Raw genomic sequence first — 15,537 nt, 5'->3', positions numbered from 1 at the left:
ACAAATCGGGATTTTTAAGTTGACTTTTATACCGCTAAAGATTGCTCACGGATCACTAACTGAATCGCTCGCTATCTTTATAGGTCATGGCGTATTAGTCCGTTGGCTCTTTTCTTATCGAAACGTATTCGATTACTTTTATTCAGTTTTCAAAGAACATTGGCTCGTTAGCCTATCAAAACATATTGAAAACACAATATGCTTTGATGGAATAACAAACCTCCCAAATCGGGAAGCGTGGAATGGTATGGCACGCTTCCACGAAAAGAGAGAGAATCTCACTTAATTTCAAATGCTAAAATCTTTGTAATTAATCTGGTTTCCATTCTTCCTCGTAAGACTTCATCAACGACCATACTTTGATTGCCGTATTCATCTTTCATTAGGCGTAGGGAACGTTTAGCAATATAACCCTTGTAATGCTTTAGAATATGGTTAATTGCTTCAGTATCGCCATCTGTAGCCTTTACAATGAGAGGAAAGGGAATCATAGGATATTGTGTTTTCATTCTTCAAATTCCTCCATAAACTTTTTTATTAAAGCTAGTCCACTGGTTCTATGCCGATAGATAGTTGAACGATTCAGTTTCAATAACTCTGCAATCTCTGAATCGTTCATATCCATAAAGTAATACAGCAGTAAAATTTCACGTTTCTTGTCTGGCAACTCACGCAATGCTTCACTCAACAAATCATGTTCTATACCAACGGTTACTCCATTGAGTGTATAAATCTGAAAATCAGTTGTCTCCTTACTGTTATCCATTGTAAAAAATTGGCTGACAATATAATCACCTACATCTGAAAATGAAATCTCATGTTTTGAAAGTCTAGAAAGATATTTGTAGTAATCCTTTCGTTCATCTTCCATGGCACGTTTGCAAATATAATCAAATTGATTTTCTATTGTAGTCTGAAAAGTAGATGGTTTCATGGTTTCTCACCCCCTTTCTTGTCATGAAAGGAAGTGAGCTTTGTGTCTCTATCTCCCTTCACACTTAGTCCCGACAGGAAAGGGGGATTTGTTGCACAAACAATTGAAATTCTTTCAAATAAATAATTTAATAACGAAAAAAGCACATAAACAGATTGATTTGTCTGTTTACATGCTTTATTTATTCGTGATGTATGATGTAAAAAACCACATTGATAACCATAGTTATCTACTGTAGGGGGACGACTTTTTTTGATAATGACCTCAATAGAGAGAGTTGAATACAAATAGTATATTTCATGACTACCTGACCTCCTACAAGCCGTCATTTCTAATTTAATTATTGTTTATAAAATATATAAAACGACGGCTCTTGAACCGTCGTTTGAAAGTAATTGATAATTTATTGCATGAAAGGATACTACCAAACTACGGTTTTTTTTATAACCTTTTGGTAGTATTATTTGTATTTTAGTCTGTTTAATAGGAACTAATAAACCATGTAGCACGTTTTTATATACCTGTTTCTAATTAAATAGGAACAGTAAAATATATATAGGTGGTTTATTATGCGTAAAAAGGAAGACAAATATGATTTCAGAGCCTTTGGTCTTAAGATAAAAGAAGCTCGTATGAAACAAGGTTTAACCCGCGAACAGGTGGGAGCCAAAATTGAAATTGATCCACGCTATCTAACAAATATTGAAAATAAGGGTCAACACCCAAGCATACAAGTTCTTTATGACCTTGTATCATTGCTTCATGTGTCTGTTGATGAGTTTTTCCTACCTGCTAACAATCTAGTAAAAAGCAGCAGACGTATACAGGTAGAAAAACTAATGGATGATTTTACAGATAAAGAGCTAATGCTTATGGAATCGCTAGCACATGGTATCAAAGAATCAAAATCCATAAAAAATGAATGACCAAAGGTAGAAAAAGAGCCGATAAGATGAGACTAATCATTCTCAAATTATCGGCTCTGCGTCTTTGCGTCTGGCTCTTTAATTATATTTACTTCTAACAGCTTTAGATTTATCAAAGTTTCCTGCTTACATTTTGGACAGTAGAGGGGAAAATTAATTAGTATCGTTTTAAAGTATGCTTTTGTCCGAGTTTTTGAACTGCAAATTGGACAGAGAATCCATTTGCTTTTTTCACCCATATGATCAATCCTTTATAAATTACTCTCTTATAAATTACTCTCTCAAATGATAATCTCATTCCTTCAATTAAAAATTTAAGTTATTTTTAAATTTAGAATTTAAAATCTAAATTCTTAATGTCTGTAATAATAACGTAAAGCATAAAAATAAAGATTCTATAAAGATTAAGGAAATTCATTCATTTATACAAGAAATTTATATGATGAAACTTACAAAATACGAACAAGTACTTTAAATCTATATCTTTTCCAGGATAATTTATCTCTATATCTATCAGTAATTATAATTTTCTAAATCGTTTTTTACTTTGTGATTAGGGTGCCAAAATATTACACAAGCTCCTCCATGTATTCCATTTTTTATTTTAATGGAGCCCCCAAGCTGTTCAATCAATTGTTTGACAATATAAAGCCCTAAACCAGAATGACCACCTTTACTTCTACGAGCTTTATCACAACGATAAAACCTATCGAAAGCTTTATCCAAATCTTTTTGATGAAATCCACTACCTGAATCACAAATTTCATAAAATATTCTTTCTTTTTCAGCTTTTACAGAAACTTCTATTGTACCTTTAATGGGAGTATGCTGTAAACTATTAGATATGATGTTATCAAGAATGCGTTCTAATCTGTCTTCATCAATTAAAAATGGCATTTCCATCTCTCCTTGTGTTTTCAATACAAGGTTTATTTCTTTTTGCTTAGCCTGTAACTGATAGTGGCTTACTTTCTTTTCTAAAAATTCAAGTAAATTCACTAGCCTAAGTTGTAATTGTACATCTGTTTTTTCTAGGTCAGAAGTATATTGCATTTGTTGAACAAGATTAGAACTCTTTTCAGCATTTCCTTTTATGACGTTAAGATACGTGTAAAGTTTTTCATCATCTAAAGTATTGGAATCCATTAATGCTTCCGAATACCCTCTGATAATAGATAGTGGAGTTTTTAAATCGTGTGCCAATGATTCAACCATTTCTACTCGTTCTTGTTCTAATTTCCATTGAGTAAATAATGAACTTTTTAACTCCTCTTTCATTTCAGAAAAGGCACTGCAAAGTTTTCCAAGTTCATTATCCGATTGGTAATTGATTTCAAAATCAAGATCTTTTTCCTTTATTTTATGAGAAGCCTCCATTAATAATTGTAGTGGATAATTTATATTTTTTACGAACATCCTAGAAAATAAAAAAGTAAATCCTATAATATAAAGAAACGGGGAAAGTAGAACTATAATAATAACTGTAATCATCCAACGTCCATTGTTTTCAGCGTATGAAATTCTTAGTTGATAAGAAAGAGTAACAGCTCCTGCAATATTCCCATCGTTAATGATGGGAACAGCATGAATAAAATCACCTTGATGTCTAAAAGTTGTATTGAGTTGATTAATGAGTTCTTCTTTAGTGGTAAAAATTTTCTCTTTGTTTGTTCCATATAGTATATTTCCATCACTATCTAGAACTTGATAAGTGATACCATCACCACTGATAGTATTCTTTAGTCCTTTTTCCTCAGAATCAGAGAGTAAATCTATATTTTTTTCACGAATATATGCATCAATTCCAGGAATCTGTTGCTCATAATAATTTGCTGGATAAACACTATTATATTGACTTTTAATATATAGAAAGGCAGCAAAACCATAAGTAATCACAGTTGCTATAATACTTGTAATTACAATCCAAGTGAAGGTCAATCTAAAACCTGTTACAAGTGAGCGATTTTTCATTTTGCATTTCCCGCCTTTCTCAAATCTTATTCCATTTATACCCAATTCCCCATACTGTAGAGATATACTCAACGGATGGCGTAACCTCAGCAAACTTTGCACGAATTTTCTTAACATGTTCAACTACTGTGGCAGAATCCCCATCAGAATCATAGCCCCAAACTTTCTCATAAATATGTTCTCGTGAAAATACTTGTCTTGCATGAAGTGCTAAAAGTTCAACAATATCATACTCACGTTTTGTTAGAGGAATATTATTATTTTCAATCTTGACAGTACGTTCTCTAATGTCTAGACTAAGCATTCCAAAATATAATTTAGTTCTTTTATTCTCTTCATTAATATACTGAGATCGTTTTTCTCTTCGTAAATTAGCTTCAATTTTAGCTATTAACTCTTTTAGTCCAAAAGGTTTTACAATATAATCATCTCCACCAAGAGTTAACCCTTTAATTTTATCTGTTTCCGATTGACGTGCACTCAGAAAAATAATTGGACATAGAACATCGTCTCGGATAGCACTACAAACTTCAAAACCATCAACTTCAGGCATCATAATATCTAGTATAATAAGGTCGGGCTGTTCTCTTGCTAACTTTATACCTTTTTGCCCATCATAAGCTACTAATACTTTATGTCCTTTTGCTTTGAGTTCATCTTCAAGCAACATTACAAGTTCTTTTTCATCATCAATAATCAATATTTTGCTCAACTTAGTCTCCTCCTCTACAAAAAGATTGGTATGACAATATAAATCGTATATTTATTGTTTAATTATAGTTTATGTTTACAAGTTTATAAACGGTAGACCCTTTTTTGTATTGATATAAAATTCTATCATCAATAGAATACCAAAATGTCATATCATCTAATATAACTTTATAGCATTCTGTTTCACTATAAGGCACACTAATTTGTTCTTTTCCTTCGTATTTAATTTCCAAAGGAGTTATTCTACCAGTAAGTGGTACTGTATCATTCAATTTAAAAGTGTCAGCTTCCTCATAAGAAAGCACTCCTAGTATAATTAACAAAGATTCATTATCATAATAGTATTCGGGTAAATCTATCGTTTGCTCACTTGATTTTTCAGATTCGGTTTTTACATACCAATCCTTTGTATACGAAGTACTAATTTCATAATTTTCATTTTTAGAATTAGACTTTTTATTATAATAGGACTTAGTAGGCATTAATGTATCTGACATAATTGTAACTCCACTTTGAATTTCGTCTGACCCATTTTTCTTTATCTTTGAAATATTATAAAACTTTGTATCTATTGACTTTGTTATCTCTATTCCTATTTCCCCTGTTTCTTCTTCTCTATTATAAATAGTATAGGATGCTTTTTGATAATCTGCCCAAGGTATATTGTTCATTAGTTCTAAAGGAGCATCTGCTAAATCTTTTTCATCTATATTATTGTATTTAATCTTGTTTGACAATTGGGAACAGCCACTTAAAATCCCAATACAAATAAGAGTGAACAAACCAATTTTTATAATAAACTTATTCATAGTATTTTCTTCCTTCCCATTTATCAAACCAAATCATTCCACAGATTAGTACTATAAAAAGACAAATCCCTACAGATGTAATTCCTATTAAAAATTGTTCTACCGCCCAACCTGAAGAAACTAAAGGTGGAGGAGTAGTCATATCAGCTGAAAATTCTAAATAAGGACTAAGATTTTTTACAAGTCTTACTGGCCATGCCCAAGGAATAAATTGCCAAATTGAGTTCCCAAGACTAGTTCCACCAGTTAAAGCAGCCGCTAACAGACCAGCAATACCAATACCAATAGAAGCTCCCATTCCCCATGCAAAACTCACCCACAAATGAATTGCAATGAGAGGAAGTGTTCCAATAACAACAAGGATTGCAGCTAATATGAAAAATAACCATAAATTTAAAACTCCTGGAAAAGCAATGATTATTCCAATACAAAATACAATTGTTGCTAAAAAAGTACTAATCATTAAAATGAGACTTAATGGAGTGAATTTACCCAAGTATAATTTATACCGAGGAAGCTTTGCACTTAAAAAACCATTAAAACTCCCAGCAAGTTCTTCTTCATGTACAATATACCCAGAAAGGATACCTATACCTACTGGAATGATGAATATTGTCCATGTTTCAAAGAAGGTTTGGAATACTTCCATTTGAAAATCACTGCTTGTTCCACGTAAAGCAAAATATCCTACTAAAAGCCCTGAAAATAAAACAGGTAAGAAAAAAGTAATCCATCTAACCATCGTTCTTTTAGTTTTCAGCCATTCTGATGAAATTAATCCAATCATTTTGTTTCCCTCCTATTAAACCAAAAGGCGGTGACTACAGTAATAATAATAAATGCTAGTAATGAGACTACGATTCCAATAGGAATGACAGAAGTATCTAAAAGTTTATCGCCAACTTCTAACAAAGTTCCATTTGGATGTACACCAACAATCGCACTCATTAGTCGAATTCCCCATGCCCATGGTATAAAAAACCAATATGAAGTGGGAGCTGATACCATACCTGCAATGAACCCTATAAATCCAACCGCCATACTTAGGAACAAACCTTTCCATGTTGCCGCCCATAACTGAATAGGAATCAATACAAGTGATACTAACCAAGAAACTAAACTAGCAGAAAAAATTTGTCCCCAAGGTATTTGTCCTGTTGCTGTAATCATTCCTGATAGAAATATAGCAATAACTAATACGAATGAAGAAAGCAAAGTATGAAATGCCATAATCAATATCTTGTTCATCCAAATATAAGCAGGTGAATTATTGTGAGCACGTAGTGAACGGTAATTTCCAGATTTCCGTTCCTGATTATCTACCAAAACAGCAAACAAAGCCATTCCAAATGGGAGAAATATCACTGTCCATACGTTAAAAACCATAGATATAACTAAATCCCATGTTCTTACAATATCTTCAGGCATTAATGCTACTCCTGCAGCTGCTTGTATTGCAAAAAATAATGGTATAAACACAATCAGTTTTCTTGTAAATGTTCTTTTATACTTGAGTAGTTCAGAACTTATTCCATTCATCTTTCTACACCACCCTCGATAACCTCCATATAAAATTTTTCCAAAGTCTCATCTGAATTAGGTACTCCCTGAAATAGAAGTTTTCCATCACTAATAATTCCGACATCATCAACTACTTGAGAAACTTCTGACAATATATGACTTGATAGAATAACTGTCATACCTCTTTTAGGAAAAGAGGCAATCAAATCACGTAATTTCTGAACTCCTGCCGGGTCAAGTCCGTTAGTAGGCTCATCTAAAATTAATAATTCTGGGTCTCCCAAAAGAGCAATTGCAATTCCTAATCGTTGTTTCATACCCATTGAAAATTGTGAAGCTCGTTTTTTACCCGTGCCTACTAAATCAACAATTTCTAAAACTTCATAAATTTTTTCTTTTGGTATCCCCATCAGTTTTGTATGAACCATAAGATTTTCAACTGCTGTAAGATTCCCATATAATGCAGGTGATTCAATGAGTGAACCAATTTTTAACAGATGATCACGCGTCCAAGGTTCACCATCAAAAATAATTTCTCCGCTTGTAGGTCGAAGTAGGCCAATAATCATTTTAAGTGACGTTGTTTTTCCCGCACCATTTGGACCAAGAAGTCCATAAACACTATTTCGCTTAATTTGTAGTGAAACTTTATTCACCGCAGATTGTTTGCCAAATTTTTTTGATAAATTTTTCGTTTCAAGAATTAAACCATTCATAATATTCTTCCTCTCATATAAATCTTTATTTCTACTACAATGAAAAGAATAATAAAAAAGAATAAAGAAACTATAATGTTTGCAAAAAACTTTTAATGTTTTTTCAAGTTTAAGGTATCTATATCAATGCCTAGTAATAAGGAAGCTTTGATAAAATGCTTCTTACAATTCCTTTACATCTCACAAAACGAATGAAATATATCAAAAAATTTTCTTCGATTAATGTATAAGGATGAATTGAAGCTATATTACACTCAATCCACCCTTATAAAAATTATTTAACTTCTTTTATAATCTTCCAATTATCTCCATTCTTTTCTAGCACCAAATCAAATTGGGATACTTGGGTTGCCTTGGTCTGCTGGTCAAGATATTTTACAGCCAGCGATACTGTTATTAGATTATCCTTTCGATTGTAAATAGGATTTACTAATTCTTGAAAAACATATTCTTTTCCAATTGGCTTCAAAATCCCATCACTTACATAATAAGAAAGTTCTTTTGCGGTAGCACTAGAATAGAGCTTAAAGAACGTTGTTAAAAATTCATTGATTTCATTGGTTGTCATAGAATCAATTGAACCATTACTTTCTTTCATTTTGGGTGTGTAGTCTGATTTTTTAGGTATGCTGGTAATGGTTGGATTCTTAATAAGAACCATATTCCCAGAATCCTCTACATAAACGGTTACCCCATAAGCAGATTGGACATTCTTTTTATCTTCTCCCTCCGTAATTAACTGGTCTACACTGTAGGTCACATTAAACTGGTTTTCACCATCTGGTTCTACACTCCATATCTGAAACCCTCTTAAAGACGACGATACAGGAATATCCTTACGAACTGTATCAATATTCAGAACTTGAAGTTCATCTGTTAGATAATCTTTCAATTTATCCACTCGGTTATCAATTGACTTGTCGGATTGTTCCCATGAATAATAAACTTTTGCAAAATTCTCAACAAAATTCTCTATACTGTGAGTATCGACATATTCCTTTTCTATGATTTTTGTTTCATGAATGGTGTGGATATCTATGGCTGTAAAGTGTTTGAATATCGCAAAGCTAAAACTAATTCCTAAAAGTACCCATAAGGCAATCACAACCTTTTTACGAGGATTGACCTTATGGACACGAGGTTTCTTTTCCTTTGGCATCTTTTCTTTATTCTTATTTTTTCTAAATAGCATATTGAATCATCCTTTCTCATTTCTTGATTCGTCCTGCTCCTACTAAATGCTGTTGCCAGTAAGAGCTAGTTAGGTCGGCATAACCGATAGGATCACCTGCGTGAAACATTTGGTTATTGCCTAAATAAATGCCTACGTGAGTAATATAAGAGCCAGCGTTATAGGTAGAGTGAAGGAAAATTAAGTCACCTGATTCTGCTTCTGATAATAGAATGTGTTGGGTCACATCATATTGTTGTTGTGCGGTTCGTGGTAAATTGATTCCAGCCTTGCCATAGCTCCATTGGGTTAATCCACTACAATCAAAGGAAGTGGTGGGGGAAGCACCCCCATAAACATATTTCCATCCCTCATATTTAAGGGCTTCATCCATAATGACTTGTACCGTATCATCATCAAATTGAGTAGTGACAAGATATTGAGATACCAATTGAACATAAAACATATTCCCATAGTTATATCGCCAACCACCATTAATTGGAATGGCAATGGGATTTGGGTAAGATACTTTTTCTCCATTAGAATATTGATTAGCAAAACTTTCAGCTAGCTCAAAAGTGTACTTATTTCCACGATTGGTAATGTAACCAAGAAATCCACCACCATAGTTATAGGATTGAATGACGGCGTTTAAATCATTGCCATTTTTCTCTGCTATTTGAAGCAAGGACGCAAAATATTTGACGCCTTGCTTAATAGAATCTTCTGCACCTAAAGTATTGGGTGGAAATCCAAGGGATTCAGAAGATTGCATCACATCCTCGGCTGTGCCACCAGATTCCACCTGTATAATCGCAAGTAGCACATGAACATATTCTTCAACTCCATATTCTTTAGCGTATTTATCTACCATAGGCTTATGAGCCAGCACTTCTTCGGAAACATTAACACCGCCAGATTGAATATTTGAAAATCCACTATCTTGTTCATCTGAAAAGAGAATAGCAACAAAGAGAAGTAAAGAGAAAACCATGAGGAATATCCCAGCACCGCCAATAATTAAATATTTTGGTTTCATGATTTCTCACCATTCCTTTTAATATGAGTGGTCTTTGGAATAGTATTATTTCTTATATTTTTTACTGGCTTTCGTTGGATGATTGGCGTATTTTCTCTTGTGACTGGACGTCGAATCGTTTTTACTGTTGGACTTGAAACAGTAGGTCTATGAATAGGTCGTTCTGTCGGTATATTGTTTTGACCCTCTGTTTTCGGGTTCGAAGAATTCACTTTACTTGTTGGACGGTCTGGTTTCTCCTCTTGTGTTTTGGTTTTTTTAATCGGTGCGGTGGTAGGTCTAGCAGTTTCTTGTTCATAAAATTTCTCTTGCCGAGCAGTAGGACGCCCATGGATTTGTTCTTGTTGTGTGGTAGTTTTTTCATAAGTGTCCTGTCTGATAGTAGGTCTTACATGAGTAGTAGAAGCAGGTTGTTTTTTCTGTTTAGCTTGTTCCATTTCGGTTCGACGTTCTGCAATAGTTTTGCGTCTTTGCTCCTGTTGTTCCTTCCGCCCAATGGCTCTGTCTGATTTGGTTTGAGAAATACTGGTTGTCAAGTCACGGACATTATCCGTTACTTTTGATTTTCCTTGATATACGGCGTATTTTGCATTGGTTGGTAAATCTTTGACTTGTTCTTTTAAGTTTCCAGCACTATCTTTGATTCTGTCTTTGGTATCAGCTATAGCCCCAATCTTTTGACCTGCACGTTTTCCAAGGGACGATTTTTCTTGTTTGTCTGGTCGTGAGTGGTCTGCTTGCGTTCGACTGGCAGAATTTCCAGAACCCGACTGTCCTTTTCCTGTAGCAGTAGAAATGGCAGTACCAGCACCTAAAGCAGTCATAGAACGACCAACCTTTCGTTGTAATCGGTGCATATGGGCGTGCATAAGCATACGAGGTTTTCTCATGATACGACGACCAACACTTTGAGAATCATTACTTTGTAGAGAGAACATACTCATTAAATCGCCCAGCTTAAAGTAGATTCCTGCAAAGGTCACAATCTGTAGAAAGGCAATCAAGAAAAATGGATAGCCTTCTGATAAGGTATAAAGCATGGTAGAAATACTAAAAGCGGTGGTAATAATCAGTGTAATTCCCGCTCTCGTTAAAATGGTATTAAACAGCTTTGTGATCGCTCGTTTTGACATTCCATCAAAAGAGGGAATCATACTTAGAATAAAACTCACGGGTAAAAACATGGCATAGATGATAAAAAGCACTTGTGAGAAAATCATGATTCCTGCTAGCAAGAATACAAAAATGGAAATACCAATATTGAAGATAAAGAGAAAGAAAACAGTACCCAATCGGTTAATGGTCTTTGTAATGGTAAGATTCGCATTATCTCTATCCTCAATTTCTTCTTTGACAATTGTTTCTCTATCTTCTCCATTATTGGTATCGGGGCTAGTCGAGAGTAAATTTTCCACTCGTTCTACACCAATACTTTCAATATCTGAATTATCATATTGAAGCAAGAGCCAAGGTTGCTGTACCTGTATAGAAAATAGACTATCTCTAATTAAGTCCACACTATCTTTCCCTTGACTGTCCGAATGAGGCATAACAATTTTTGTACCAAGGGAAAGACTAGCATTGCTAATATCTGATGAAAAGTCATTGATTTTCTTAATGTAATCGGGAGCATAGGCAATAAAGGAAGCGGAGAGTACAAAGACCATGACAAAATTTACAATGGCATGGATTGCCTTTGTGGTTTCTCTTTTTATTAATCCTGTATAGGCAACATAAATCCCAAGAACCAGAATTAAAATTAAGAGAAATCCAATATAAAATCCCTCTGATGATAAACCACCTGATGTCACACCAGCTAAGGTTTGCATATTTTTACCGACAGAATCGGCAGTAGATGAAATAAAATCAAGGGAATAGGCTTCTTGTACTAAATAACCAGTAGCATTGGAAAGGTAAAGACTGATTGTCCAGATGAAGTTGGTAATGGCATATAGACCATACATGACCTGTTTTCCAATGCCGTCCGACCAGTTCCAAGGTAACCACCCCCAGCTATTGTCTACATAGAAATCTAATTGGTAGTTCCCTAGTGGATATTTGCTGTACGCATTGGCAGTATTTACCATATCATCCACTAATCCTGTCGCATGAACTACCGTTCCTAGTGTAGCTAAAAGCAAAATGACAATTACAAGGATTAAAAAACCTGTACCTGCCATTTTTAAAATTTGTTTGAGATTCCATTTTTCTTTTAATTTAGTTATTCCTATAGATGGTTTCATTTTTACACCTCTTTTCTAATAGGAGGTCTTGTATCAAAGGCGTGAAGTAGTTCCTCAAAAACAGGATGGAACTGTATCACACCGACACGTCCATATAAATCACTAATTAAACATTGACCATTTTCTAAATCTCGAAGTCGTTTCTGATTATTTTCGTCCTCTGGGTCAACACCAAAAAATGCAAGGGTCTTTTTAATTTCGTTGAGATCAGTGGAGCGAAAAGCAAATTTTAGTCCTAAATTATTTTTCAGTTTTTCATCTAATAAGTCATCTGTATTTTGGGTTACAAAATAAACTCCTGCATTCATAGCACGTCCAGCTCTTACTAATTTCATAGACAAGGTTTTACCTTGTGCCACTTGCAAGAAACTCCATGCTTCATCAAGGTCAACAATTTTAAAGACACTGCGGTCTGTATGAATAAAATCAAGGGCAAAGCTAGAAATGACAATAAGCATAGCTACGGAAAGTAATTCCATTGTGGTATATTCCTCAAAAGAAGTTTCCTTGTCTGGTAGCACTAAATCAGCTACTTGTATAATATTTAGCTGTTTTTCAAGGCTAATGGATTGTTCAACATCTCCATAACTGAATAACAGATGAGCAAAATCATAGTCTGTAAAACTCTCAATATGGTCGGCTATGCTATTACTCATGGTTGTATTTTCAACTCTTAATTCTTCAATCACTTTCATTAAACCACGTTCTTCACTATTGGTTACTGCACGAATAGCTTTTCTAAGAACAGGGAAACGCTGTCCATCACGGGAAGAAATTCCTGTTAGAAATGTAAGAATATCAATTGCCAGTGATTCGGAATCCTTTGGATTTTTCATAATGACATAAGGGTCGAGTAAGCCTTTGTTTTTTTCATCAGAGGTTAGATTAACAGTATTGATTTCATGAGCGATTTCTGGCAATGTTTCTTTCCATTTGCCACGTTCTGCCTTTGGGTCTACAATGACTGCCTGTGCTCCATAGAGAACAGAGTAATAAACAATCATATTATTAGAGAAGGATTTTCCGCCACCTAATGAACCAACAAAAGCAGCAGAGAGAGCATTGGTCACAGAACCTTTCACTCCTTGACTGGCAAGAGCAGGTTTCAGATAAATATTTCTACCTGTATCTAAACTATAGCCAACATAGATTCCCTCATTTTCACCTAGCATTTGAGTTGCCCCAAAACCTAAGCCAGCAAGAAAATCAGAAGTTACATACTGGATATAATCATTCATATATCTTTTGCTTGCAGGTAAAAATTCTTCATGTAAACCGAGCATATCTCCAAAAGGACGCACCAGCTTTACACTTAAATCGTCATAAAAATCACGTACCTCATTACAACGGCGTTTTAATTCGTCAAGGTCATTGGCTGAAACACGTACTACATAAGAGAGCTTATACATGGATTCCTTGCTTTGGTCTAAATTAGATTCCAATTCATTTACACTTTCCAAGGCTTCTGCCACATTAGAGCTAGTTTCGTTATCACTTTGCCATGCATGATTATCCAAGTCTTTTAATTCTTTTTTCTTGTTTCTTACGGTACTTAAGGCTTTACGATTTGCTACAATTTCTACATTCATTGAGGTATCTATCGGGAATGTAAATTGTTGTTGCTGGTAATAAAAAATTTCAGATGATGGGAAGTCTAATTCGCCAACAATACTGTTAATAGTAAAGTAAGCCACATAGATGGTCTCATTTTCCTGTTCAATCTTTAAATGTCTTTGTTTTTCTTCCAGTAGACAACGGGTCGGTTTAATCAAGTCATAATATTTAACAAGAGTTTCCTTATTCCGTTTTTTCTTTGAAAGATGGTATTCATAATCTTCATAAGTTGTTCCTGTTTGCCCATATAGGTGTTCAATCAGATAACCAAAATCATCTTTTTCCAGCCTGCGGATTTTGAAGCGACGAGAGATTTTATTCTCCAGTAATTTTTCCATCTTTTGAAAACGCCAGATTTCTTCATTGCTCATACTGACAAAATCCCCCATGAGCTTATGATTCACATCATGAAAGAAATCAGTAAAAACCATTTTTGCTTCTTTACCTAGACTTTTCATAGAAAAATCTTCATCATTCAAAAGTAACTTAAAACCAATAAAGAATCGGTAATCTACTTGATGTTCACCAATCATAGAAACAAGAGCTTCCGTTTGCTGGTCGATTTTTTCATAAGCCATTGATTTAAGTTTTCCTGTAACTTCTTCTTTGGAGCGTTCTTGTGTAGCTCTTATACTTGATTCTGTACTGATTTGTAAGGCGTGGATTTTTCCGTCACGGTTTTGTGCAATTAACTGCCTAAAAGAATCGTGAACTAGATATTTTTGTTCTGGACTTAGAAAAGAATAGTTATAGGGAATCAGTTCATAATAAGCGAAACATTCTCCATCTTTGTTCCAGACTAAATTATTTTCAATGTATTTAATCGGATACGCCATAAATTTCACTCCTAACGATTGTAACGGCTTCTGTTGGTTGGGATTTTTCCAACTTGATTGGTTTTCCAGCATAGGTTAGTTTTGGACGCACCAGATAAGCAATCACAGTTTTTAAAAATCCATAAGGTTTTTTCCCATCAAAGGTTTTCTGGCTCATAAACCATGTGAGAGCTACAGGAATACCAAAATATTTTAGAAATGCTCCCTCTATCAGTGAAAGTGGTGGCAAGTTTCCAAGTAACATCACCGCAAAGAGTGATACTACAAACCAAGTCATTTGCGTAAAAGAAATGGGGAAAGGTAAGCGAAAGTCATTGATAGAGTATAGTACCTTTTCTACCGACCAGATACTGGTATAGCTTCGTATTTTCTTCATGTAATCAATCCTTTCATAAAAAACAGGGTAGCTCGTTTCAGCTACCCCATAAAATAAAAAATCCATCAGTCATTTTTCTATTGATAGATTTAATATAAGATTTCAAATATCCCGTGACTGGTAGAAATGAATGTTCCCTCGATTTCTAAATCACGACCATAGGATTCATAATCAATATAGTTTTGTAGATTAGTAGGAACTTCTCCTAAAGCTCCTGTTTCTTCAATATAGTAGCGTGCCACATCTGCCATATCATCACAATCTGAATGACAAATAATATCTTCTTGATGTTCATAGAGTTCTTCAATACTCCCAAAATGAGATTGCAGGGCGGATAGTTCAGCACGTATTTCATCTGGCAATTCCTCAACGATCGTCCATAGGCGATTTAATTCGCCAATAGACGTGTATTCGTCAACTTCAAAAGGTAATTCATAATCGTGAATAACATATTCCTCGTATTCATCATTTAACCCAATACGTTCCTTTACTTCCTCAAAATCAATAGGAAGTTTAAACCATGCCCCTACTAATTCTCCCTCATTATATTTTCCTAGATTGGCAATGTAGACTTGCATATCATCCACAAAATTCACATCCTTTCTTTAAAATTTGCATAAAAAAAGCACTAGATTAATTTTGAACTGACCCCCTAAAGTTGGACCAAGAA

At 34.3% G+C, this 15,537-nt stretch carries 17 protein-coding genes; 2 read left to right on the top strand and 15 right to left on the bottom strand.

From position 1 onward, the window contains the following. Positions 1–286: hypothetical protein (locus HMPREF2811_RS11580; RefSeq protein WP_210386556.1), on the top strand; the 286-nt coding region annotated here is incomplete at its 5' end. Here the strand turns inward: HMPREF2811_RS11580 and HMPREF2811_RS06510 are convergent. Next, positions 279–509 carry a helix-turn-helix domain-containing protein gene (locus HMPREF2811_RS06510; RefSeq protein ID WP_071408641.1) on the bottom strand — a complete coding sequence of 77 codons (231 nt, stop codon included), beginning with the start codon at positions 507–509 and terminating at the stop codon, positions 279–281. The genes HMPREF2811_RS11580 and HMPREF2811_RS06510 overlap by 8 nt on opposite strands. Next, on the bottom strand, positions 506–934 hold the full coding sequence (locus HMPREF2811_RS06505) for a sigma-70 family RNA polymerase sigma factor (RefSeq protein WP_071408640.1): 429 nt from the start codon (positions 932–934) through the stop codon (positions 506–508). Before HMPREF2811_RS06505 ends, HMPREF2811_RS06510 begins: the two co-directional genes overlap by 4 nt. 569 nt (positions 935–1,503) lie before the next feature. Here HMPREF2811_RS06505 and HMPREF2811_RS06495 point away from each other — a divergent pair. Continuing rightward, positions 1,504–1,860: a helix-turn-helix domain-containing protein gene (locus HMPREF2811_RS06495; protein WP_071408639.1), complete on the top strand. Its 357-nt coding sequence runs from the start codon at positions 1,504–1,506 to the stop codon at positions 1,858–1,860. A 47-nt stretch (positions 1,861–1,907) separates the two neighbouring features. Here HMPREF2811_RS06495 and HMPREF2811_RS11075 read toward each other — a convergent pair whose 3' ends face one another. From HMPREF2811_RS11075 to HMPREF2811_RS06435, 13 genes are all read right to left on the bottom strand, one after another. Further along, positions 1,908–2,099, bottom strand: a complete 192-nt coding sequence (locus tag HMPREF2811_RS11075) for a cysteine-rich KTR domain-containing protein (RefSeq protein ID WP_084802020.1) — start codon at positions 2,097–2,099, stop codon at positions 1,908–1,910. Between the two features lie 274 nt (positions 2,100–2,373). Next, complete coding sequence (locus tag HMPREF2811_RS06490; RefSeq protein WP_071408638.1) at positions 2,374–3,831, bottom strand: sensor histidine kinase; 1,458 nt, start codon at positions 3,829–3,831, stop codon at positions 2,374–2,376. 19 nt (positions 3,832–3,850) lie between these two features. Next, a complete protein-coding gene (locus tag HMPREF2811_RS06485; protein WP_071408637.1) occupies positions 3,851–4,543 on the bottom strand; it encodes a response regulator transcription factor in 693 nt (230 codons plus the stop codon). 58 nt (positions 4,544–4,601) lie between these two features. Next, positions 4,602–5,351 (bottom strand): DUF3108 domain-containing protein, encoded by a 750-nt coding sequence (locus tag HMPREF2811_RS06480; protein ID WP_071408636.1) that lies wholly within the window; start codon positions 5,349–5,351, stop codon positions 4,602–4,604. Then, positions 5,344–6,138 (bottom strand): lantibiotic immunity ABC transporter MutG family permease subunit, encoded by a 795-nt coding sequence (locus HMPREF2811_RS06475; RefSeq protein ID WP_071408635.1) that lies wholly within the window; start codon positions 6,136–6,138, stop codon positions 5,344–5,346. The genes HMPREF2811_RS06480 and HMPREF2811_RS06475 overlap by 8 nt, the downstream gene beginning before the upstream one ends. Further along, a complete protein-coding gene (locus tag HMPREF2811_RS06470) occupies positions 6,135–6,890 on the bottom strand; it encodes a lantibiotic immunity ABC transporter MutE/EpiE family permease subunit (protein WP_071408634.1) in 756 nt (251 codons plus the stop codon). Before HMPREF2811_RS06470 ends, HMPREF2811_RS06475 begins: the two co-directional genes overlap by 4 nt. Further along, the gene (locus tag HMPREF2811_RS06465; protein WP_071408633.1) at positions 6,887–7,588 is read right to left on the bottom strand and encodes a lantibiotic protection ABC transporter ATP-binding protein; all 702 of its coding nucleotides are present in this window, start codon (positions 7,586–7,588) and stop codon (positions 6,887–6,889) included. Before HMPREF2811_RS06465 ends, HMPREF2811_RS06470 begins: the two co-directional genes overlap by 4 nt. A gap of 274 nt (positions 7,589–7,862) precedes the next feature. Further along, positions 7,863–8,780, bottom strand: a complete 918-nt coding sequence (locus HMPREF2811_RS06460; protein ID WP_071408632.1) for a conjugal transfer protein — start codon at positions 8,778–8,780, stop codon at positions 7,863–7,865. A gap of 16 nt (positions 8,781–8,796) precedes the next feature. After that, entirely contained in the window at positions 8,797–9,798 is a 1,002-nt protein-coding gene (locus HMPREF2811_RS06455; protein WP_071408631.1) for a bifunctional lytic transglycosylase/C40 family peptidase, read from the bottom strand. Next, on the bottom strand, positions 9,795–12,041 hold the full coding sequence (locus HMPREF2811_RS06450; RefSeq protein WP_071408630.1) for a CD3337/EF1877 family mobilome membrane protein: 2,247 nt from the start codon (positions 12,039–12,041) through the stop codon (positions 9,795–9,797). The genes HMPREF2811_RS06455 and HMPREF2811_RS06450 overlap by 4 nt, the downstream gene beginning before the upstream one ends. 2 nt (positions 12,042–12,043) lie before the next feature. Continuing rightward, a complete protein-coding gene (locus HMPREF2811_RS06445; RefSeq protein ID WP_071408629.1) occupies positions 12,044–14,491 on the bottom strand; it encodes a conjugal transfer ATPase TcpF in 2,448 nt (815 codons plus the stop codon). After that, positions 14,475–14,867: a conjugal transfer protein gene (locus tag HMPREF2811_RS06440; protein WP_071408628.1), complete on the bottom strand. Its 393-nt coding sequence runs from the start codon at positions 14,865–14,867 to the stop codon at positions 14,475–14,477. Before HMPREF2811_RS06440 ends, HMPREF2811_RS06445 begins: the two co-directional genes overlap by 17 nt. Before the next feature lie 89 nt (positions 14,868–14,956). Then, positions 14,957–15,454: an antirestriction protein ArdA gene (locus tag HMPREF2811_RS06435; RefSeq protein ID WP_071408627.1), complete on the bottom strand. Its 498-nt coding sequence runs from the start codon at positions 15,452–15,454 to the stop codon at positions 14,957–14,959. Between the last annotated feature and the right edge of the window lie 83 nt (positions 15,455–15,537).

It is taken from the genome of Globicatella sp. HMSC072A10 (assembly GCF_001811625.1).
GTDB lineage: Bacteria > Bacillota > Bacilli > Lactobacillales > Aerococcaceae > Globicatella > Globicatella sanguinis.
Note: the sequence above shows the minus strand (reverse complement) of the source record. Positions and strands in the feature narration are given on the sequence as shown.